Consider the following 19,037-nt stretch of genomic DNA (forward strand, 5'->3'; position numbering starts at 1 on the left):
GTCGGCGGGCTGGGAGTGGCTCGAGTGAGGCCACCTGGCAGCGGCAGCCCAGGTCCGCGGCGGCTGGTTTGGCGTGGCCGGCGTAGCCTGCCCGGCGGCGGCTTGGCCCGCGGCAGCCGACCCGGCCCACAGCGCCCGGCCTCGGCGGCCGGCCACAGCGCAGCCCAGCCCAGCCCGCAACACCCTGCCCACAACCGGCGCGCTCCCACACCGCCCACCCGGAAAGCGCTTACAATCCCCACTAAGAGCGGGGAGGTCGCCAATGGCGTGGCAGTTCGCGGTGAGCACCCTGGGCATGCCCGGCCTCCCGGTCCGCGAATCCGCCCGCATCGCGCGAGCCCACCACTGCGCCGGACTGGAACTGCGCGTGCACCCCGACGAAGAAGTCCACCCGGGACTCTCCGGCCCCGCCACTGACGCCGTCCGAAGGCTCCTCGACGGCGAAGGCCTGGCCATCTCCTGCCTCGCCGGGTACGCCAAGGTGGCCGCCGATGGCGCCGATCAGCCCGTCGTCGACGAGCTCAAAGCCCTGATCGCCCTCGCGCACCGGATCGGCGCGACGGACGTCCGCGTCTTCCCCGGCGGTGGCGGCGATGCCCGTCCTCGCATCGCCGCCGTCCTCGGGGACCTTCGGGACTCCGGGGTGCGGCTGCTCGTCGAGACGCACGACTCGCACCCCACCGGGGCCGCCGCGGTGAGCCTGGTCGAGGGATTCGGAACACCGGAGCTGGTCGCCGTGCTGTGGGATGCCGTGCACCCCTGGCGGGCCGGCGAAGCACCCGCCGTCACCAGGGATGTGCTCGGGCCCTACCTCGGCTACTTCCAGGTCAAGGACGTGAAGAGCCGCGAAACGCCGACGCCCGTGCCGCCGGGGGAGGGCGCCGTCCCGCTCGATGACTGCGGTGAGCTGCTGCGCTCGTGGTCCGGCTGGGTGTCACTCGAATGGGAAAAGGCCTGGTACCCCGGCCTCGCGCCGGTCGATGTCCCGCTGCGGGCCGCCTCGGCCTGGTTCACCCGGTACGGATGACGGTCCCGAGGCGGCCCGCTCCGGGTCAGCGTCCGGAGAAGTTCACGTCACTGCAGAAGTAGTACGACTGGTCGAGGTGGCTGGCCTGCCAGATCGTGTAGACGACGTGCCGCCCCGTCCGGCTGCCCGCGTTCACCGCGACCTGGTACTGCCCGGCGGGGGCGAGCTTGCCCGTCTGGGCGACCAGTTCGAGGTTGCCCCAGCCCAATGGCTGGGTCGCCGGGTTGAAGCCCTGCTTGGTGATGTACACCAGCAGGTAGTCGGCGCCGTGCCGGGCCTGGTCGGTGATGGTCAAGGTGAACCGGTTGTCCTTGTCGGCCGTCTGCCACGCGCCGACGGTGTCGAGGGCGTTGTACCGGGGCGCCTGCGTGCGGCCGCCGCTGCACAGCGTCCCGTCCGGGATCGCGCCCTGGTGGTTGCCCTTGACGCCCTCGCGGTAGAGCCCGTTCCAGTTCCACATCGCGTTCGGGTCGGCCTGCCAGGCCTGCCAGCACATCGGGTCCTTCGTCGCCATCGCCGGGTTCTGGAAGTCGCTGCCCCAGCGGTTCCAGCAGCCGTAGTTGCGCGACGGCGGGTCGGTGGCCGATCCGTGCGCGTCGGCGACGCCGGTGAGCACGCCGCCCAGCAGGACGGCGGTCACGGCCGTCACCACCAGGGAGAGCAGAGTTCTGCGTCGGGGAACCACGCTGTCCTCCTTCGTCGGGGCCGGATTCGGGAGCGCTCCCAGGCGCCGAACATACGCCGCGCCGCTCGGCACCGGCCAGCGCGCGATCTCCGCGGAACCCTTGCGGGACAGGTGTTCCCGGCACGGATCCGGACTGAACGACCACTGAACGGCGGAGGGCGGCCAAGTCCGGACCGCCCGATCGGTCCCGGACCGGGGGACTGCCGGTGAAGAAGCGGCGGGCCGGTTGCTCCGCGCGGGTGCATCCGGAAAAAATGTCACGAGCGCGCCCGGACGTCGCCGGGTGGGCTGTGCCTGTCCCGCGGCCGTCGGGTCCTCTGAGGACTTGAACCGATCTCCGTCCGGTGCTATAGGAATAAGGGAGAGCAGGACATGACCTGGTGACATCGCGAGACGATCCGGGGAGTGAACGACGATGCCGGACAAGATCGCCCGTTCGGCCGTGGCCGACGGGTTCGCCGAGCTGGTGCTGACCGACCCCGCGTGGGTCCGGGCGGAGTTCGAGGCGATCGTGACCGCGAACTTCGACCCGCCGCCACCACCGGTACCCGCCGCCGAGCCGGGGCCGCGGCCACCCGCGGTCGTCGGCGCGCCGCGGCGACGTCCCGGTGTCCGCCTGCTCGCCGCGAAGTGCCCGCGCCGGGAGAGGTCCCCTCCGCGGCTCCGGACGGCGAAGCGAACGGACACCGAGAAAGGGGAGTGATGCCGTGACGGCTGCCGGATCCACCACGGCGCCGGCGGGCGCTGCCTGCCCCGACAGCGGCCGGTAAGACCTTCGCAGGCCCGGCCACCGCGCCTCCAGGCGCATCCCGCGGCAGCGACGCCGGCGTGCCGGGAGCCGTCGAGTTCGTACCACCACGGACAAACGGTTTCGACACGCTGGTTCCTCCGCCGGTCCCGGTGCCGCCCGCCGGCACCGGGACCGGGCGGGGGCGAACGCAGGGAGGAAACCCGATGCCCGACGAGTTCACCCCGCCGAACGACCTGGCCGACCAGCAGGTGCCGGTCGCGTTCGACGGTGCCGACGCCGAAGACGTCACCGCGGTGCCGGCCGATGCCGATCCCGCGGATTTCGCCGACCAGCACCGCGAAGTTCCCGTGCCGGCCGACGCCGAGCCGTGGCCGTGAGCCCCGCCGCAGCGGCGGACCTCAGCCAGGAAGCTTCGCCACCGGCGAGGGGAACCGCCTGCCGGGGCTCCGGCAGATCCAGTGGCACGGGCCGGGGCGCGACCGCGGCGGCCGCGCCCCGGAGCCCGCGGCTCAGCCCTGGGACCGCACGTTCTCCCGGGCTTCCTGGGCTCGATCGGTGACGTCGCCGGTCGCCGACTGCGCTTCGTCCTTGACCGTCGACGCCGCGTCGGCGGCTTCGGACTTCACCGACTCCGCCGCCTGCTGCACCGGCTCGCGCAGGTTTTCCTTCAGTTCTTCGGCCGCGTGCTGGGCGACCGGGGCCACGTGCTCACGGGCGAGGTCGGTCGCCTGGCCGGCGAGCCGCCGCTCCGGCTCGCTCGCGGGCAGCAAGGACGACACGAGCCAGCCGGCCCCGAAGGCGATCAGGCCGGCGGCCAGCGGGTTGCCCTGCGTGCCGCGCCGGATCGACGCGGGCGCTTCGCCGACGGTGTCGGCGGCGCTGTTCACCTTGTCCTGGGCGGCCGAAGCGACCGAGCCCACCTTGTCGCCCGCGGTCGCCGCGTGGTCGGAGGCGGTGCCCATGACGCGATCCCGTGCGCCGCGCACCGCCGAGCGCACCCGCCCGATGCGGCGTTCGACGATCCGGCCCGGGGTCACCTTCTCGGTGAGGGCGTTCACGTCCGTGCTGAGATTGCGTTGCGTGCCTTCGATTTCGCGGCGGATCCGCTCCGGTTCGGTCATGGTCGTTCGCCTTTCAGTGCGTCCGGGACCTGCTGCAGGGTCTCGACGGTGCGTTCGGGTTTCGGGTTGATCCGGCGGACCTCGCGCCGTCCCGTCGCGTAGAGCGCGGCGCCGACGATCACCCACACGACCGCGACGATCAGCGCCGCCCAGCCGGAATCCATCACGTTCGCCAAGCCCTGCCACAGGGCGATGGAGAGGAACAGCACGACGAGGTAGCCGGCGAACCCGGCCCCGCCGAGCATGCCCGCGCCCTTCGCGGCCTTGCCCGCCTCGGCCTTCACCTCGGCTTTCGCCAGCTCCACCTCCTGCCGCACCAGGGTGGAGAGGTCCTTCATGACGTTGGACATCAGCTCACCCACCGAGGCGTCGGCGACGTCGGCGGGCGGGTCGGTGCGGTGCGCCGGTCCGGGTGCCTGGGTCATCACGGCACCTGACCCGGCGCGGAGAAGCGGGGGCTCGGCTGCGGGAGGGCGTCCGGCGGCTGGGGAGCAGTGCCGGGGTGGCCGGGCTGCGGGAGTCCTTCGGTGGGCTGTGGTGCGTTGTGGCCGCCGGGAGCAGTGCCGGGGTGGCTTGGTTGCGGGAGTCCTTCGGTGGGCTGTGGTGCGTTGTGGCCGCTGGGCGCAGTGCCGGGGTGGCTTGGTTGCGGGAGTCCTTCGGTGGGCTGTGGTGCGTTGTGGCCGCTGGGCGCCGCGCCCGGTCGGCTCGGCTGTGGCAGGCCGCCCGCCGGCTGGGGTGCGGTGTAGCCGCCCGGGGCCGCAGCGCCCGGCTGCGGGAGACCCGTCGCGTACCCGACGTGGTCCGGTGGCGTCGCCGCGTGACCGGCGGGTCGCTGCGGAGCACCCGGCCGGCCGTTCGGCGCGTTTTCCTTCTCCTCCTGCTGCTGAGCCACGACCCCCCGGGTGAGCCGCCCGACGAGCGCGCCGGCGACGGCCGCGCCGGCCAGGAACGCGCCGGGACGGCGGCGGGCGAAGCGCCGCACCTCGTCCAGCAGGTCACCCGGTTCGCGGTGCTCGAGCCAATCGGCGACCGACCGCGTCCGCTCCGACACCTGGCGGGCGACGTCGCCGGCGAGGCCGGGGGAGTCGGTCTGCTGCGCCATCCGCTCGAGCTGACCGGCCAGCTGGTGGAGGCTCTCGGCCGCCTTCCGCTGGCCGTCCCTGGCCTGCGACTGCAGCTGTTCCCGGCCTTCGCGGACCAGGTCGCGTGCTTCGTGGCGGGCGTGCTCGGCCACGTGTTTCGCTTGGTCCGCGGCCGTTTGCGCGACTTCGCTACCCCGGTCGGCGGCGGTGGCGGCCACTTCGCGGGCTTCGTCCTTGGCGGTTTCCGGCATCGACGGCGAGCCGTTGCCCTGCTGCTGCGGCGGTGACTGACCGCCGGGTCCCTGCGTCATCTCGACCTCCTGCGGGAGCGGCACGTTCCGCGCCTACTTGACTGCCGATGGGAGCCATCGGCCTGGTAGGGCGGCTGGCTACCCGGGCGGCCGGGGGATAAACCGGACCCCGGCCGTGTTCGGCCGGTGCCGCCTGCAGGGTCTCCGGCGGGAGCGTGTGCCGTTGATCGTCCACACAGGACAGTGACACCGCGGGGGTGGCGCCGGGAGGCAGGCCGCGCCCAGCCCGCGCACGAGGTCGATGCAGCGGCCGGTTTCCGGGCCGCGGACGGCGTTCAGTGCTGGGCGGCAGCGCTCGCCCCAGGTGCCGAGGACGCCGCTGCCGCGGTGTCGAGCTTCAGGTCCCGGGGGCGGCCGACAGCATGCGGCCGCCCCCGCCGTCCAGCCGACAGCGGGGGCGGTCCACCGGCGGGCTCAGTTCCCGGGGCGGGCGACGTCCCCGCGCCAGGCACCGGTCTCGCGGCCACCGCGCTCTTCGATGAAGGTCTTGAAGCGGCCGAGGTCGCCCTTGACGCGGCGGTCGAGGATGCCGAGCTTGTCGGCGACGTTCTCGACGAAGCCGTCCGGGTCGATGTCGAGCTGGGCGGTGACCCGGGTCTGCCGGTCGCCGAGGCGGTGGAACGTCACGACCCCGGCGTGCGTGGGGCCGGAGTCGGACTTCCAGGCGACGCGCTCGTCCGGGTGCTGCTCGGTGATCGTCGCGTCGAACTCCCGGGTCTGCCCGCCGACGCTGATCTTCCAGTGCGTGTGGGTGTCGTCGAGCTGCCGGATCTCGTCGACGCCCTCCATGAAGTGCGGGAACGACTCGAACTGCGTCCACTGGTTGTAGGCGGTGGTGACGTCGGTCTCGACGTCGACGGATTCGGTGACGGTGCTCATCGCGGCCTGTCCTTTCGTGCTGGTCGGGCTGGTCCGCTCCCCGATTACCCGGCAAATCGATGACAAAACGATGCAACCGCTCTAGGGTCGGGCACCAGCAACCGAAAGGAGCCCCCGTGACCGAGGACCGGACGCCCGTGCTGACGGTGCGCGTGCGCACGGTGCCGGAGGCCGTCGTCGTCGCGGCGGCCGGCGACCTGGATCTCGGCACCGCGCCGCTGCTGCGCGCCCGGGCCCGGGCCGCGCTGGACCGCGGGCCGGGCGCGCTCATCGTGGACCTGGGCGCGATCACCTTCTGCGGCTCGGCGGGGCTGCAGGTCCTCGCCGAGCTCGCCGGGGAGACGGCGGCCGCGGACCTGCCGTTCGCGGTGGTCGCCGACGGGCGCCCGGTGCTGCGTTCGCTTCAGGTCACCCGCCTGGACCGCACGCTCGCGCTGCACCCGACGGTGGACGGCGCCCGCGCGTGGATCCGGCGGCGGCCGGACGGCGCCGGGCGCACCGGCGGTTAGGCCCGGCCCGGTCGCGGGTAGTCCTCCGCCATGGAAGCGGAGGCGCTGCTGCAGAGCCTGACTCGCGTCGTGACCGCCCTCGACGGCACGGGCATCCGGTTCGCCGTCGCCGGCGGCCTGGCGGTGTACGCCCGCGGCGGGCCGCCGTCGGACCACGACGTCGACCTGTTCCTCAAGCCCGGCGACGCCGACCGGGCCGCGGAGGTGCTCACCGCCGCCGGCCTGCGCCGCGTGCACCCGCCGGAGGACTGGCTGACGAAGGTCTACGACGGCGAAATCCTCGTCGACCTCATCCACGGCCCCAACCACCGGCCGGTGACCGACGAGCTGCTCGACCGCGCGGCGCTGATGCGGATCGGGTCCACCGCGGCGCCGGTCGTCTCCGGCACCGACCTGCTGGTGGACAAGCTGCTCGTGCTGAGCGCGCACCGGTGCGACTTCGCGCCGCTGCTGCGGATCGCCCGCGACCTGCGCGAACAGGTCGGCTGGACCGACGTCGCCGTGCAGGTGTCGGCGTCCCCGTACGCCAGGGCGTTCCTGGCGCTGCTCGGCGACCTGGCCGTGATCGACCCGAAGGAGGCTCTCGTGCCCGAAGCACCGCAGTACCTCGTCGCCCGGCTCAGCCGGGCCCTGGCCGAAGACCCCCGCACCGCCGAGCTCGGCGTGCACGTGACCGTGCGGGGCGAGCACGTCCACCTGACCGGCGAAGTCACCTGCTCCTCGCGCAAGGCGGAGGTGGACGCCGTCGTCGGCGAGTACCTGACCGGGGAGCTGGTGCACAACGACATCCGGGTCGCCGACGTCCGCGAACCGGCGAGCGCGGAGGAGATCGGCCGATGAGGATCGCCGCGGTCGGGGACGTGCACCTGGGCGAGGACTCCCGCGGCCTGCTCCGGCCGGCCCTGGAGCACCTCGCGGGCACCGCCGACGTCCTGCTGCTGGCCGGGGACCTCACCCGGCACGGCACCGTCGAGGAGGCCCGCGTGGTGGCCGACGAGCTCGCCGGGCTCGGCGTGCCGATCGCCGCGGTCCTCGGCAACCACGACCACCACAGCGATTCCGGCGAGATGATCTCCAACCTGCTCCGCGAGATCGGGGTGGCGGTGCTGGAAGGCGACGCGGTGCGCTTCGACCTGCCGGACGGCTCCCTGGGGGTCGCCGGCGTCAAGGGCTTCGGCGGCGGGTTCGCGGGCAAGTGCGCCAGCCGGTTCGGCGAGCGGGAGATGAAGGACTTCGTCGAGACGACGATCGCGTCGGCCGATTCGTTGCGCAAAGCGTTGCAAAACCTCGACACGGACGTCGTGGTGGCCCTGACCCACTACGCGCCGATCCCCGGGACGCTGCACGGTGAGCCGCCCGAGATCCACCCGTTCCTGGGCTCGTACCTGCTGTGCGAGCCGATCGACGAGGTGGGGGCGGATCTGGCGCTGCACGGGCACGCGCACTTCGGGTGCGAGCAGGGGGTGACGCCGGGCGGGGTGCGGGTGCGGAACGTGGCGCAGCCGGTGATCCGGAAGGCGTACGCGCTCTACGAGCTGCACCCGGCCGAGCTGTCCGCGCGTTCCTCGTGAGGGGCAGGACCCGTCCTGCCCCTCACAACCGGTCGCGGCAGAGGTCACTCGGCCAGCAGGGCCCGCACCCTCGCCAGCACCGGGCGTTCGCCCGCCGCCGACAGGATCTCCTCGGCCGTCCGCCAGCACTCCCGGGCCGCTTCGAGGCCAATGGTGCTCGACCGGGCGCGGCCGAGCACCATGAACGCGTACGCCTGGCCCAGCCGGTGTCCCGTCTCCCGCAACCCGGCGATCGCCTGAACGGCGAGGCTTTCCGCGGTCTCGGGCGCGCCCGCGTTGAACGACACCCACGCCAGGCTGGTCCGGGCCTGCTCGGCCAGCAGCCGGAAGCCGCCCTCCTCGGCGGCGTGCAGGGCCGCCGAGGCGTGCTCCGCCGCGCCGTTTTCGTCCACTGTGGATAGACCGATCAGGGTGGCGATCCGGCCGCGCAGGTAGCCGATCTTCTCCGCCAGCCGGTGGGCTTCGGTGTACTCCGCCAGCGCGGCCGCCGGGTCGCCCGCCTGGCGGTGCAGGTCGCCGAGCGCGCCGAGCGCGTCCACCTCGAACCGCTGGTTGCCCGCCTCGCGGGCCACCGTCACCGCCCGCCGCGCCGCGGGCCACGCCGCCTCGAGCTCGCCCGTCACCCGGTGGACCGCGGCCAGCCGGACCAGCGCGTCGGCCTCGTCGTCGCGGGAACCCAGCTCCCGCAACGCTTCCAGCGCCTCGGTCAGCACCGCGCCGGCCCGGGCGAGGTCGCCCGACACGCGGTAGCCGTACCCGAGGTTGCACTGCGCGATCGCCGCCGCGTGCGGTGAGCCGAGCCGGCGGCAGAGCTCGAGCGCGCGTTCGTTGTGCTCCACGCCTTCGGCGAGCCTGCCGTGTTCGATGAGCACCGCCCCCAGGTTGATCAGCCCGTTCGCCGTCCGGATCGACGCGCCGCTGCGCACCGTGCCCGCCAGCGCCGCGGTGAAGTGCTCGACCGCCCGGTCGAGCCGGCCGAGGTCCAGGTGCACGACGCCGAGCGCGTGCAGGACCGAGTCGGCGCCGTCGCGGGCGCCGGCGGCGCGGTAGGAGGCCTGGGCGGCTTCGAGGTCCGCGAGCGCCGTCTCGTAGTCGCCGCGGCTCCAGGCCAGCGCGCCGAGGCTGTGCCGCATCGCCCCCGCCGCCCGCTCGTCGCCGGCCCGCCGCGCGGTGACCAGCCCAGCTGTCGCGGCCGCCTGCCATTCGGCGTCGAGCCGGTGGGAGTGGAAGAAGCCGCGCAGCAGGTCGGCGGCCCGCCAGGCGAACGACCCCTCGCCCGCCCGGGCGGTCCACCGGATCGCGGCCAGGACGTTGGCGTGCTCGGCCAGCAGCCAGCGGCGCGCTTCGGCGGGCTCGACGGCCTCGCCGCCTTCCGGTGCGTCGGGCAGCCGCTGCAGGTCGGGGTAGAGCGCGGTCGCCGCGCCGGCCGCGGCTCGCAGGTAGTACCCGCAGAGCCGGTCGAGCGCGGCGGCTCGCTCGGCCGCCGGGAGGTCCTCGCGGGCCCGCTCGGCGGCGTACGCGCGGAGCAGGTCGTGCAGGCCGAACCGGTCGCCGCCGCGGGGCTGCACGAGGTGGCTCGCCGCCAGTTCCCACAGCAGCCGCCGGGCGCCGGGCCCGTCCGTCGCGGCCAGCGCCGCCGCGCCCGCCACGCCGACGTCGGCCCCCGGCACCAGCCCGAGCAGGCGGAAGAACCGGGCCGCCGCCGGGGAAACGGCGTCGACGGACAGGTCGAAGGGCCGCCGGACACCGAGCTGCTCGAGGTCGGGCCCGGCCAGCTCGGCGAGGTAGCCGCGCAGCGACCGGTCCGGCCACAGCGCGAGGTTCGCCGCGACGATCCGCAGCGCCAGCGGCAGCCCGGCACACAGCCGCACCAGCTCGCGGGCGGCCGTGTCCTCGGCCGCGACGCGCTCTTCGCCGACGACCGAGGCGAGCAGGGCGAGGGACTCCTCCGGCGGCAACTCGCCCAGTTCCACCAGCCGGGTGTCCACGGTGGCGGCCAGGCCGCAGAGCCGGTCGCGGCTGGTGACCAGCACCGCGCAGCCCGGGCTCCCGGGCAGCAGCGCGCGCACCTGGTCCGGTCCGGCCACGTTGTCCAGTACGATCAGCACCCGCCGGTCGGCGAGCACCGAGCGGTAGAGCGCCGCGGCGTCGGCGAGCTCGGTCGGCACCTGGCCGGGCCGGACGCCGAGCGCGTGCGAGAACCGGGTGAGCACCTCCAGCTGTTCGAGCGCCGGAACCGCCGAGTAGCCCTGGAGGTCGGCGAAGAGCTGGCCGTCCGGGAAGTGCCGGGCGGCCCGGTGCGCCCAGTGCACGGCGGCGGTCGTCTTGCCGACGCCGGCCGGCCCGACGAGCAGCGCGATCGGCGGGTGCGTGCCGGGTGCCCCGCCCACCAGCTCGTCCAAAGTGGACATCAGCCGGGCGCGGCCGACGAGCGTGGCGACGGCCGGGGGCAGCTGCCGCGGCCGGAACTGCGGCTGCGCGACGGCCGGCGGGTCCTCGGGCACCTCGTCGGCGAGGACGGCCCGGTGCGCGCGCCGCAGCCGTTCGCCGGGACCGACGCCGAGCTCGCCGGTGAACATCCGGTGCAGTTCCCGGTAGGTCTCCAGGGCGTCGGCACGGCGGCCCGAGCGGTGCAGGGCCTCCAGGTACAGCGCCCACAACGCCTCCCGCCACGGGTGCTGACGCGTCACCCGAGCCAGCTCGCCGGTGATCTCGCCGGGCCGGCCGAGTTCGAGGCTCACCTCGAAGTAGCGCTCCTGCGCCCGCACCCGCTCTTCGGCGGGCCGGTCGACGTCCTCCCGGCTCAGCACCTCGGCCGGGACGTCGGCGAGCACCGGACCGCGCCAGCAGGCGAGCGCGGCGGCGAGCAGCTCGCGTTCGGCGTCCGGGCGCGGCTCGGCGCGCGCCGCGGCGGTGAGCTCGCGAAACCGCAGCAGGTCGTGCCGCTCGGGCGGCACGCGCAGCAGGTAGCCGGTCGGCTGGGTCTCGACGACGCCCTCGCCGAGCGCCCGCCGCAGCCGGACTGCGTGCACCTGGAGGCTCTTGCGCGCGGTCTCCGGCGGGTCGTCGCCCCACAGCAGCTCGGTGAGCCGCTCGAGCGACACCGTCGTGTTCGCCCGCATCAGCAACGCCGCCAGCAGGGCCCGCACCTTGGGCCCGGTGACCGGGACGGGCTCGCCGTCCCGCTGGACCTGCAACGGTCCGAGCACCCCGAAGCTCAGCACTTTCCGCACCCCCCGCTGACCGGACGAACCGGTCATCCCGCCGCGAGGGTAGCGGGAATCGATCAGTCCGGCGGGGCGGGCCGCACCACCAGCGAGCCGAACACCGGCTCGGGTTCGACGATCCGCAGGTCGGAGCCGGCCGCGGTCGAGCAGGACGGTCCAGGCGAACACCATCGCCGCGGCCCGGCAGACCGCGCCGATCAGGCCGCGTCGATCAGGCTGCGTCGATCAGGCAGCGCCGATCAGACCGCGCCTTCCAGGCCGGGCAGGGCCTGTGCCACGTCGTCCGCCGAGCCCAGTGCGGTCCGCGGGGCGTCGCCGGTCCACCCCGCGCGGGCGGCGAGCGGATCGGTCGGGAACCCGCCGGGCCCGGCGCACGGAGCTCTCCCGGAAAACACCGCGGCCGGGGTTCGGGGGCCCCGGCCGCGGCCGTCGTGAGTGCATCTCCCGTCAGAAGCGGAGCGTCTTCACGGTTCGGCGGCCGTCACCAGCGGAGGCCGATGTTGGACGGCCCGGCGGGGCCGGAGACGGTGCCGTACAGCCACTGGGCCGGCACGTTGGTGCAGACCCAGGACAGCGGCCCCGCCGCGGCGTCGAACCCGAGGCGGCAGACGGTGCCGTTGCCGTTGAGGACGGCCCACTCCGCCCCGCCCCGGCCGTGCACGTCGGCGTCGACCGACAGGGTGCCGCCCGGGAACCAGACCTCGGTCGTCTGGCAGGCGCTGCCCGGGCACGTTCTCGAAGTGCCGGCGGCCAGTGCGGCCGGTGCGGCGAGTGCGAGTGCGCCGGCGGCGACCGCCCCCACGACGGTCGCTCGCTTCACGAATCGGTTCATCTCTGCCCTCTTCCCCGTGTCGAAACGGAAGGGGCGGGCGCTGCAGGCCCCCAGCCTGCAGCGCGCGTCGCGAGCGACGCGGGAAGCGCTCCCCCAGTACCCCCTGGCTGCCAGGCGACCGGCACCCTCCACCGGCAGGTCCCCCCGGCCGGTGAGCTCCGGATCCCCAGTTCCTCGCTCCGACCGCCTGGCGGAACCGATCTTGCCGGGCGCCGGTTAAAGCCGGGCAAAACCGCGTCCGCCCGGCCGGGCGCCGAACCGGACCCGAGCCGGGGCCGGTGTCGCGGGTTGCCGCATGATCGGCACATGACGAACAGCATGCAGGCGGTCACCATCCCCGAGTTCGGTCCGGCCGAGGTGCTGCGGCTCGACGCCGTTGCGGTCCCGGAGCCGGGGCCGGGCGAGGTCTCGATCGACGTCGCCTACGCCGGCGCCAACTTCGCCGAGGTCCTCTACCGCCAGGGTGTCGTCGACGTCCCGCTGCCCTTCGTCCCCGGCATCGAGGTGTCCGGCCGCGTCCGCGCGCTGGGCGAAGGTGTTTCCGGCCTGGCGGTGGGGGAGCCGGTCGCCGCGTTGACGATCGTGGCGAGCGGTGGCTACGCCGAGGTCGTCACCACCTCCGCCGAGCTGGTGGCGCCGCTGTCCGGGACCGGGCCGGAGGTGGCGGCGGCGGTGCCGTCGAACAGCACCACCGCGTTCCTGGTGCTGGAGCGGGTGGCCCGGCTCGCCCCCGGCGAGCGCGTGCTCGTGCACGCCGCCGCCGGCGGGGTCGGCAGCCAGCTCGGGCAGGTTGCCCGGCTGCTCGGGGCCGGCCGGGTGGTCGGCACGGTCGGCAGCCAGGCGAAGATCGCCGCCGCGCGGGCGTTCGGCTACGACGAGGTCGTCCTGCGCGACCAGGTCGGCGGTACCGGCGAGTTCGACGTCGTGGTGGACATGGTCGGCGGGCCGTCGCGCCGCGCGAGCCTGGACCGGCTGGCCCCGATGGGCCGCCTGGTGGTCATGGGCAACGCCTCGGGCGCCGAGGACGTCGGCATCCCGGCCAACGAGCTGTGGTTCACCAACAAGACCGTGTCGGGGTTCAACCTGGCCGCGTTCTCCGCGCTGGCGCCGGGAACCGTGGGGCAGGCGTTGCGCCGCGCCGTCACGGCGGTCGCGGACGGGACCTTGCGCGTCGACGTCGAAGCCCTGCCGCTGGCCGACGCGGTGACCGCGCACCGCCGGATCGAGTCCGGGGCGACGACCGGCAAGCTCGTGCTCCGCGTGCGGTGAGCCGCGAGGCACTGTGACGTGCGTCCGCCTTGAGACCCGCGCCGCATCGCGCATAATGGCCACTGACCGACTGCTTGGTATGTGCCGGGCACCACAGCCGAAGGAGACTGCCTGCCGTGAACTCGTTCAAGGATCGCGTCGCGATCGTCACCGGGGCCAGCCGGGGCATCGGCCTCGGGATCGCGAAGACGCTCGTCGAGCGCGGCGCCAAGGTCTGCCTCACCGCGCGCAAGACCGACGCCCTGGAAGAGGCCGTCAGCTCCCTGGGCGGCCCCGACGTCGCGATGTTCGTGGCCGGCAAGTCCGACGACACCGACCACCAGGACGAGACGGTCGCCAAGACGATCGAGACCTTCGGCAGGCTCGACTACCTGGTCAACAACACCGGCATCAACCCCGCCTACGGGCCGACCCTGGACATCGACCCGGCGGCCGCGGCGAAGATCCTCGGCGTCAACGTGCTCGCGCCGTTGGCCTGGACCAAGCGCGCCCGCGACGCGTGGATGGGGGAGCACGGCGGCGCCGTCGTCAACGTCGCCTCCGTGGCCGGCCTCGGCGCTTCGCCGGGCATCGGGATGTACGGCGTCAGCAAGGCCGCGCTGATCCGGCTGACCGTCGAGCTCGGTGCCGAGCTGGGGCCGAAGATCCGCGTCAACGCCGTCGCGCCGGCCGTGGTCAAGACGAAGTTCGCGACCGCGCTGTACGAGGGCCGCGAAGAGGAGGTCGCCGCGGCGTACCCGATGAAGCGGCTCGGTGTGCCGTCCGACATCGCGGGCGCGGTGGCGTTCCTGCTGTCGGACGACGCGGGCTGGATCACCGGCCAGACGGTCGTCCTCGACGGCGGCGTGACCCTCGGCGGTGGCCTGTGACCGGCGTCGTCGTCACCGGGGGCGGCGGTGGCATCGGCGCTGCGCTGGCCCGCCGCTTCGCCGCCGACGGGGCCCGCGTCGTCGTGGCCGACCTCGACGGGGACAAGGCCGCGGAAGTGGCCGCCGAAGTCGGCGGGACGGCGTTCGCCGGCGACGTCGCGAGCCTGGACGGCGTGACGAAGCTGGTCGACAGCGCGCGCTCGGCGCTCGGCGAGATCGACGTCTTCTGCGCGAACGCGGGCATCGCGCCGTTCGGCGGCGCGGAGAGCGGCGAGGAAGTGTGGGCGCGCACCTGGGACGTCAACGTCATGTCCCACGTCCGCGCGGCCAACCTGCTGCTGCCGGCGTGGCTCGAGCGCGGCAAGGGACACTTCATCGCCACGGTGTCGGCGGCGGGACTGCTGACCAGCCTCGGCTCGGCGCCGTACTCGGTGACCAAGCACGGGGCGCTGGCGTTCGCGGAATGGCTGTCGGCGACCTACCGCCACCGCGGCATCACGGTGCAGGCGATCTGCCCGCAGGGCGTGCGCACGGCGATGCTGGAAAGCACCGGCACCGCGGGCCAGCTGCTGATGGGCGCCTCGGCGATCGAGCCCGAGCAGGTGGCGGACGCGCTGTTCACGGCCATCGACGAAAAGCGGTTCCTGGTGCTGCCCCACCCCGAGGTCGCGGGCTACTACGCCGCGCGCGCCACCGAAACCGACCGCTGGCTCGGCGGGATGAACAAGCTGCAGCGCAAGGTCGAAGAGGCCGTCGGGGAACTGTGACCCGGGCGGGTGGCGGGCTCGCGGCCGGGGTGGCCGCGAGCCGTCCCTGGTGAGTCCACAAGCGACGGTCCGGAACTCATCGGCCGGACGCGAAAGGCGGGAACCTCGGCGGACGGCGTTCGTTCCAGCTCGCCAGCCCCTCCGCCAGCTCGGGGTGCCCGAACGACTCGACCATCAGCTCCGTCGCCGAGCGGGCCGCCTCGGGCAGCGGCAGCAACGCCTCCCGCGCGAACTGCTCCTTCATCACCGCCATCGACCGTGGTGCGCTGTAGGTCGCCAGTTCCGTCGCGTAGGCGTGCGCGCGCAGCCGCAGCTCGCCGGCCGGGACGACTTCCTGGACCAGGCCGTATTCCACGGCCTGTTCCGCGGTGAACGTCCGCCCGGACAGCAGCAGGTCGCGGGCCCGGCCCTGGCCGATCAGCTCCGGGAGCAGCTTCGCGATGCCGTACTCGGCGATCAGGCCGCGCCGGGCGAACGCGGTGGTGAACTTCGCGCCCGCGGCCGCGAACCGGACGTCGGCCGAACAGGCGATGACGAACCCCAGGCCGGCGCAGCCGCCGTTGATCGCCGCGACCACCGGGACACCCACCGACGCCGCGGCCAGCACGTCCCGGAAGTTCTCGCCGCCCTCGGCCGGCGGCCCCGCCGCGATCGTGTCCAGCAACCCCAGGTCGGCGCCGGGGCAGAAGGCCCGGCCCGCGCCGGTGACGACGACCGCGCGGACGTCCGGATCCGCGTCCGCCCGCCGCAGCAGGGCACCGTAGCGGGCCTGCATCGGGACGTCCATCGCGTTGCTCGAGTCCGGCCTGTCGAACGTGCACGTCGCGACCGCGCCGTCCGCCTCGTACCGCACACCATCCACAGTGGACATCGCCGCCTCCTCGGGGTCCGCCTCATGCTAAGCGGTCGCTTGGGTGGAAGTCGAGGCCGGAGTTCGAAATCATCGAACCCTTTGGTTGTCCGGAAAACTCTGTGCCATAGTGCTTTCCGCCTGCACATCGCCGCGCTGGAAGGGGCTGGCCCGATGCCGGAACAACCGAGTGGTCTCCGCAGACGGGTCGTCCTCGGCGGTGCCGGCGCCGCGGTCGCCGCGTCGGCCGTCGCGCCGGTCGCCCGGGCCGCCGACGCGCTCGCCCCGCCGGGCGCGGCGCGGGAAAGCGATTTCACGGCCGGCTGGCGGTTCGCACTGGCCAACCCCGACGGCGTCACCGATCCCGGCGGCCGCTTCGCCGACGCCCCGAAGCCCGGATTCGACGACTCGAAGTGGCCGGTCGTCGACGTCCCGCACGACTGGAGCATCGAGCTCCCGCCGACGGACCAGGGCACCAGCAGCGGTTCGGGCTTCTTCCGCGGCGGCCTCGGCTGGTACCGCAAGAGCTTCACGCTGCCGCCGTCGCTCGAGGGCAAGCGCGTGTCGATCGAGTTCGACGGCGTCTATTCCGACGCCCACGTGTACCTGAACGGCGAACTGCTCGGCCACCACCCGTACGCCTACACCGGGTTCGCCTTCGACCTCACCGCGCGGCTGCACACCGACGGGCGCACGCCGAACGTGCTCGCCGTGCGGGCGACGAACCCGTTGCCGAGCAGCCGCTGGTACTCCGGCAGCGGGATCTTCCGCCGCGTCCGGCTGGTCGTCACCGACCCGGTGCACGTCGCCCGGCACGGCACGTTCGTCACCACACCGGACATCGCGGCCGGCCGGGGCACCGTGCGGGTGGCCACCGACGTCGTCAACGAGTCCGGCGCCCCGGTCACCGCCGAGGTGCGCACGACGGTCACCGACCCGGCGGGCCGCGCGGTGGCCACCGGCGCGACGAGCGTGGCGGTCCCCGCCGGTGGGACGGCGAAGGCGGCGACCACGCCGCGGGTCGAGCGGCCGCGGTTGTGGTCGACGAGCGCACCCCGGCTCTACCGGCTGCGCACCGACGTCGTCGTGGGCGGGCGCGTGCTCGACACGACCACGGTCGACTTCGGCTTCCGCCACGCCGAATTCCACCCGGACAACGGCTTTTCGCTCAACGGCGAGCCGATGAAGCTGCGCGGGGTCAACCTGCACGCCAGCCAGGGCGCGCTGGGTGCGGTGATCGACCCCGCCGCGCTGGAGCACCAGATGCGCCTGATGCTCGCGATGGGTGTGAACGCGGTGCGGACCGCGCACAACCCGCCTGACCCGCAGCTGGTGACGGTCTGCGAGCGGCTCGGCATTCTCCTGATGGTCGAGGCGTTCGACTGCTGGCGGACCGGCAAGCTCGAGTACGACTACCACCGCGACTTCGACGAGTGGAGCGGGCGCGACATCGCCGAAATGGTGCACGCGGCCAAGAACTCGCCCGCGGCGGTGCTGTGGTCGATCGGCAACGAGGTGCCGGACGCGTCGATGGCGGGCGGCCCGGAGATCGCCGCGGGCCTGATCGCGGCCGTCCGGGCGATCGATCCGACCCGGCCGGTCGTCATGGGCACCGACCGCTACCGCAGCGTGCCCGCGCCGGGTTCGCCGCAGGACCTCATCCTGAAGCAGCTCGACGGCCTCGGTGTCAACTACAACAACGCCGAGTCCGTCGACGGGCTGCACCGGCAATACCCGGACAAGTTCTTCTTCGAGTCGGAGACGTCTTCGGAGACCTCGACGCGCGGGTGCTACCAGGAACCCGACCTGCCCAACACCGGCGAGAACCACACGCCGGGCAAGCGCGCGACGTCGTCCTACGACAACAACCTGGCCCCGTGGACGCTCAGCGGCGAGTACTCGCTGAAGAAGGACCGCGACCGGAAGTACTGCCAGGGCCAGTTCCTCTGGGCCGGGCAGGACTACCTCGGCGAGCCGACCCCGTACGACGTCTTCCCGGTCAAGACGTCCTTCTTCGGCGCGGTCGACAGCGCCGGCCTGCCCAAGGACGCCTTCCACCTGTTCCGCAGCCAGTGGACGACCGCGCCGATGGTGCACCTGACCCCGATGGACTGGACGAACCACCGGCCCGGCGAGCCCGTCGCGGTCTGGGTGTACTCCACTGTGGACACCGTGGAGCTGGTGCTGAACGGGAAGTCGCTCGGGGTGAGGAAGTTCGACCGGAAGACCACCGTGGACGGACGGCCGTACCTGGAGACGAGCGAGCCGTCCGGCGACGACAAGAACGCCCCCTCCGGCAGCTACACCAGCCCGAACGGCGGCACCGGCAAGCTGCACCTGAGCTGGACCGTGCCCTTCGAGCCCGGCACGCTGACCGCGATCGCCCGCGCGGGCGGCCGCGAGGTGGCGCGCGACGAGCTCGTCACGGCCGGGCCGCCGCGTGCGGTCAAGCTGAGCGTCGACGCCCCCGGGGGCGGCGTGGTGGCCGGGGCGATGACGTTCGTGACGGCGTCGGTCGTGGACGCCCGCGGGGTCGTCGTGCCCGGCGACGGGCCGGTGCTGCGCTTCGGCGTCGCCGGGCCCGGCCGGGTCGCCGGCGTCGACAACGGACGGCAGGAACTCGCCCAGAGCTACCAGCAGCCGACGATCCCGGCGTTCAAGGGCCTGGCCGTCGCCGTCATCGCGGCGACCGGCGGGCGTGGCCCGATCACCGTGACGGCGAGCGCGCCGGGCCTGGCACCGGGGAAGCTCACCTTGGCCGGCACGTCCCTCGGGCAGCGCAACGGCCCGGGGGCGCGGGCGGTCGAGGTGGCCGCGGTCCCGGTCGTCTCGACCGCGGACGCGAGCTACTCCGGGGCTCCAGACACGCTGCCGTCGGCGATGCTGGACGGGAACCCGGCCACCGGCTGGTCCAACCACTACCTCAAGCCGGCGACGTCGACGCTGAACGCGGTGAGCAGGCCGCGGGCCGAGGACTGGGTGTCGCTGGCCTGGCCGTCGGCCCAGCGGATCGCCGCCGTCACGGCGAACTTCGTGGTGGACGCCAACCTGGCGCTGCCGGTCGCGGTCGAGGTCGCCTGCCGCACGGCCCGGGGCTTCGAGCCGGTGCGGAACCTGCGGATCACGTGGGGGACCGGGTCGAACGACCCGACGTCGTTCGCATTCGATCCGGTCGTCACCACGGAGGTGCGGGTGACGATGACCGCGCGGGGTTTCCTGCGGATCAGCGCGCTGCTGGCCCGGTGAGGCGCGGGTCCGGCGGGGCGCACCCCCCGCCGGACCCGGGT

Annotated in this window: 19 protein-coding genes; 10 read left to right on the forward strand and 9 right to left on the reverse strand. The window is 73.9% G+C overall.

Going from position 1 to position 19,037, the window contains the following annotated elements; all coding sequences use genetic code 11:
* Nucleotides 1-262 precede the first annotated feature (262 nt).
* A complete protein-coding gene (locus ACWEGE_RS24485) occupies nt 263-1,027 on the forward strand; it encodes a sugar phosphate isomerase/epimerase family protein (RefSeq protein ID WP_449662771.1) in 765 nt (254 codons plus the stop codon).
* A 25-nt stretch (nt 1,028-1,052) separates the two neighbouring features.
* Here the strand turns inward: ACWEGE_RS24485 and ACWEGE_RS24490 are convergent, their stop codons facing one another.
* On the reverse strand, nt 1,053-1,712 hold the full coding sequence (locus ACWEGE_RS24490; RefSeq protein ID WP_449662772.1) for a lytic polysaccharide monooxygenase auxiliary activity family 9 protein: 660 nt from the start codon (nt 1,710-1,712) through the stop codon (nt 1,053-1,055).
* Between the two features lie 415 nt (nt 1,713-2,127).
* On the opposite strand from ACWEGE_RS24490, the gene ACWEGE_RS24495 reads away from it, so the two are divergent.
* Together ACWEGE_RS24495 and ACWEGE_RS24500 are read left to right on the forward strand one after the other, a co-directional pair.
* Nucleotides 2,128-2,415, forward strand: a complete 288-nt coding sequence (locus tag ACWEGE_RS24495; RefSeq protein ID WP_449662773.1) for a hypothetical protein — start codon at nt 2,128-2,130, stop codon at nt 2,413-2,415.
* A 251-nt stretch (nt 2,416-2,666) separates the two neighbouring features.
* A complete protein-coding gene (locus ACWEGE_RS24500; protein ID WP_449662774.1) occupies nt 2,667-2,840 on the forward strand; it encodes a hypothetical protein in 174 nt (57 codons plus the stop codon).
* Nucleotides 2,841-2,972: 132 nt separating this feature from the next.
* Here the strand turns inward: ACWEGE_RS24500 and ACWEGE_RS24505 are convergent, their stop codons facing one another.
* The 4 genes from ACWEGE_RS24505 to ACWEGE_RS24520 all read right to left on the reverse strand — a co-directional run bounded on the left by ACWEGE_RS24505 (nt 2,973) and on the right by ACWEGE_RS24520 (nt 5,856).
* Nucleotides 2,973-3,584, reverse strand: a complete 612-nt coding sequence (locus ACWEGE_RS24505) for a DUF3618 domain-containing protein (RefSeq protein WP_449662775.1) — start codon at nt 3,582-3,584, stop codon at nt 2,973-2,975.
* Nucleotides 3,581-4,009 carry a phage holin family protein gene (locus ACWEGE_RS24510; protein WP_449662776.1) on the reverse strand — a complete coding sequence of 143 codons (429 nt, stop codon included), beginning with the start codon at nt 4,007-4,009 and terminating at the stop codon, nt 3,581-3,583. The genes ACWEGE_RS24505 and ACWEGE_RS24510 overlap by 4 nt, the downstream gene beginning before the upstream one ends.
* Nucleotides 4,009-4,977, reverse strand: a complete 969-nt coding sequence (locus tag ACWEGE_RS24515; protein WP_449662777.1) for a hypothetical protein — start codon at nt 4,975-4,977, stop codon at nt 4,009-4,011. The genes ACWEGE_RS24510 and ACWEGE_RS24515 overlap by 1 nt, the downstream gene beginning before the upstream one ends.
* Nucleotides 4,978-5,391: 414 nt before the next feature.
* Nucleotides 5,392-5,856, reverse strand: a complete 465-nt coding sequence (locus ACWEGE_RS24520) for an SRPBCC family protein (RefSeq protein WP_449662778.1) — start codon at nt 5,854-5,856, stop codon at nt 5,392-5,394.
* 116 nt (nt 5,857-5,972) lie between these two features.
* Here ACWEGE_RS24520 and ACWEGE_RS24525 point away from each other — a divergent pair, with 116 nt between their 5' ends.
* The 3 genes from ACWEGE_RS24525 to ACWEGE_RS24535 are packed head-to-tail and all read left to right on the forward strand — an operon-like array spanning nt 5,973 to nt 7,936.
* A complete protein-coding gene (locus tag ACWEGE_RS24525) occupies nt 5,973-6,365 on the forward strand; it encodes an STAS domain-containing protein (protein ID WP_449662779.1) in 393 nt (130 codons plus the stop codon).
* 30 nt (nt 6,366-6,395) lie between these two features.
* Nucleotides 6,396-7,205, forward strand: a complete 810-nt coding sequence (locus ACWEGE_RS24530; RefSeq protein WP_449662780.1) for a nucleotidyltransferase — start codon at nt 6,396-6,398, stop codon at nt 7,203-7,205.
* Nucleotides 7,202-7,936, forward strand: a complete 735-nt coding sequence (locus ACWEGE_RS24535) for a metallophosphoesterase family protein (RefSeq protein WP_449662781.1) — start codon at nt 7,202-7,204, stop codon at nt 7,934-7,936. The genes ACWEGE_RS24530 and ACWEGE_RS24535 overlap by 4 nt, the downstream gene beginning before the upstream one ends.
* 44 nt (nt 7,937-7,980) lie before the next feature.
* Here the strand turns inward: ACWEGE_RS24535 and ACWEGE_RS24540 are convergent, their stop codons facing one another.
* From ACWEGE_RS24540 to ACWEGE_RS24550, 3 genes are all read right to left on the reverse strand, one after another.
* Nucleotides 7,981-11,196 carry a BTAD domain-containing putative transcriptional regulator gene (locus tag ACWEGE_RS24540; RefSeq protein ID WP_449662782.1) on the reverse strand — a complete coding sequence of 1,072 codons (3,216 nt, stop codon included), beginning with the start codon at nt 11,194-11,196 and terminating at the stop codon, nt 7,981-7,983.
* 206 nt (nt 11,197-11,402) lie between these two features.
* The gene (locus ACWEGE_RS24545) at nt 11,403-11,558 is read right to left on the reverse strand and encodes a hypothetical protein (protein ID WP_449662783.1); all 156 of its coding nucleotides are present in this window, start codon (nt 11,556-11,558) and stop codon (nt 11,403-11,405) included.
* An 86-nt stretch (nt 11,559-11,644) separates the two neighbouring features.
* Entirely contained in the window at nt 11,645-11,995 is a 351-nt protein-coding gene (locus ACWEGE_RS24550; RefSeq protein ID WP_449662784.1) for a hypothetical protein, read from the reverse strand.
* Nucleotides 11,996-12,301: 306 nt separating this feature from the next.
* On the opposite strand from ACWEGE_RS24550, the gene ACWEGE_RS24555 reads away from it, so the two are divergent.
* From ACWEGE_RS24555 to ACWEGE_RS24565, 3 genes are all read left to right on the forward strand, one after another.
* A complete protein-coding gene (locus tag ACWEGE_RS24555; RefSeq protein ID WP_449662785.1) occupies nt 12,302-13,264 on the forward strand; it encodes a quinone oxidoreductase family protein in 963 nt (320 codons plus the stop codon).
* A 116-nt stretch (nt 13,265-13,380) separates the two neighbouring features.
* Nucleotides 13,381-14,133, forward strand: coding sequence for an SDR family oxidoreductase (locus ACWEGE_RS24560; protein WP_449662786.1), 753 nt, complete (start codon nt 13,381-13,383; stop codon nt 14,131-14,133).
* Nucleotides 14,130-14,900: an SDR family oxidoreductase gene (locus ACWEGE_RS24565; protein ID WP_449662787.1), complete on the forward strand. Its 771-nt coding sequence runs from the start codon at nt 14,130-14,132 to the stop codon at nt 14,898-14,900. The genes ACWEGE_RS24560 and ACWEGE_RS24565 overlap by 4 nt, the downstream gene beginning before the upstream one ends.
* A 76-nt stretch (nt 14,901-14,976) precedes the next feature.
* On the opposite strand, the gene ACWEGE_RS24570 is transcribed toward ACWEGE_RS24565, so the two are convergent.
* Nucleotides 14,977-15,771 carry an enoyl-CoA hydratase-related protein gene (locus ACWEGE_RS24570; RefSeq protein WP_449662788.1) on the reverse strand — a complete coding sequence of 265 codons (795 nt, stop codon included), beginning with the start codon at nt 15,769-15,771 and terminating at the stop codon, nt 14,977-14,979.
* A gap of 153 nt (nt 15,772-15,924) precedes the next feature.
* Between ACWEGE_RS24570 and ACWEGE_RS24575 the strand changes: the two genes are divergently transcribed.
* On the forward strand, nt 15,925-18,996 hold the full coding sequence (locus ACWEGE_RS24575; RefSeq protein ID WP_449662789.1) for a glycoside hydrolase family 2 TIM barrel-domain containing protein: 3,072 nt from the start codon (nt 15,925-15,927) through the stop codon (nt 18,994-18,996).
* The last annotated feature ends 41 nt before the right edge of the window (nt 18,997-19,037 follow it).

The organism is Amycolatopsis sp. NPDC004747 (assembly GCF_053601335.1).

Bases quoted from the DNA above. Each gene is read 5' to 3' on its own strand.
- ACWEGE_RS24485 (WP_449662771.1), top strand. From the start codon at position 263: ATGGCGTGGCAGTTCGCGGTGAGCACCCTGGGCATGCCCGGCCTCCCG.
- ACWEGE_RS24495 (WP_449662773.1), top strand. From the start codon at position 2,128: ATGCCGGACAAGATCGCCCGTTCGGCCGTGGCCGACGGGTTCGCCGAG.
- ACWEGE_RS24500 (WP_449662774.1), top strand. From the start codon at position 2,667: ATGCCCGACGAGTTCACCCCGCCGAACGACCTGGCCGACCAGCAGGTG.
- ACWEGE_RS24505 (WP_449662775.1), bottom strand. From the start codon at position 3,584: ATGACCGAACCGGAGCGGATCCGCCGCGAAATCGAAGGCACGCAACGC.
- ACWEGE_RS24510 (WP_449662776.1), bottom strand. From the start codon at position 4,009: ATGACCCAGGCACCCGGACCGGCGCACCGCACCGACCCGCCCGCCGAC.
- ACWEGE_RS24515 (WP_449662777.1), bottom strand. From the start codon at position 4,977: ATGACGCAGGGACCCGGCGGTCAGTCACCGCCGCAGCAGCAGGGCAAC.
- ACWEGE_RS24520 (WP_449662778.1), bottom strand. From the start codon at position 5,856: ATGAGCACCGTCACCGAATCCGTCGACGTCGAGACCGACGTCACCACC.
- ACWEGE_RS24530 (WP_449662780.1), top strand. From the start codon at position 6,396: ATGGAAGCGGAGGCGCTGCTGCAGAGCCTGACTCGCGTCGTGACCGCC.
- ACWEGE_RS24535 (WP_449662781.1), top strand. From the start codon at position 7,202: ATGAGGATCGCCGCGGTCGGGGACGTGCACCTGGGCGAGGACTCCCGC.
- ACWEGE_RS24540 (WP_449662782.1), bottom strand. From the start codon at position 11,196: ATGACCGGTTCGTCCGGTCAGCGGGGGGTGCGGAAAGTGCTGAGCTTC.
- ACWEGE_RS24550 (WP_449662784.1), bottom strand. From the start codon at position 11,995: ATGAACCGATTCGTGAAGCGAGCGACCGTCGTGGGGGCGGTCGCCGCC.
- ACWEGE_RS24555 (WP_449662785.1), top strand. From the start codon at position 12,302: ATGACGAACAGCATGCAGGCGGTCACCATCCCCGAGTTCGGTCCGGCC.
- ACWEGE_RS24570 (WP_449662788.1), bottom strand. From the start codon at position 15,771: ATGTCCACTGTGGATGGTGTGCGGTACGAGGCGGACGGCGCGGTCGCG.
- ACWEGE_RS24575 (WP_449662789.1), top strand. From the start codon at position 15,925: ATGCCGGAACAACCGAGTGGTCTCCGCAGACGGGTCGTCCTCGGCGGT.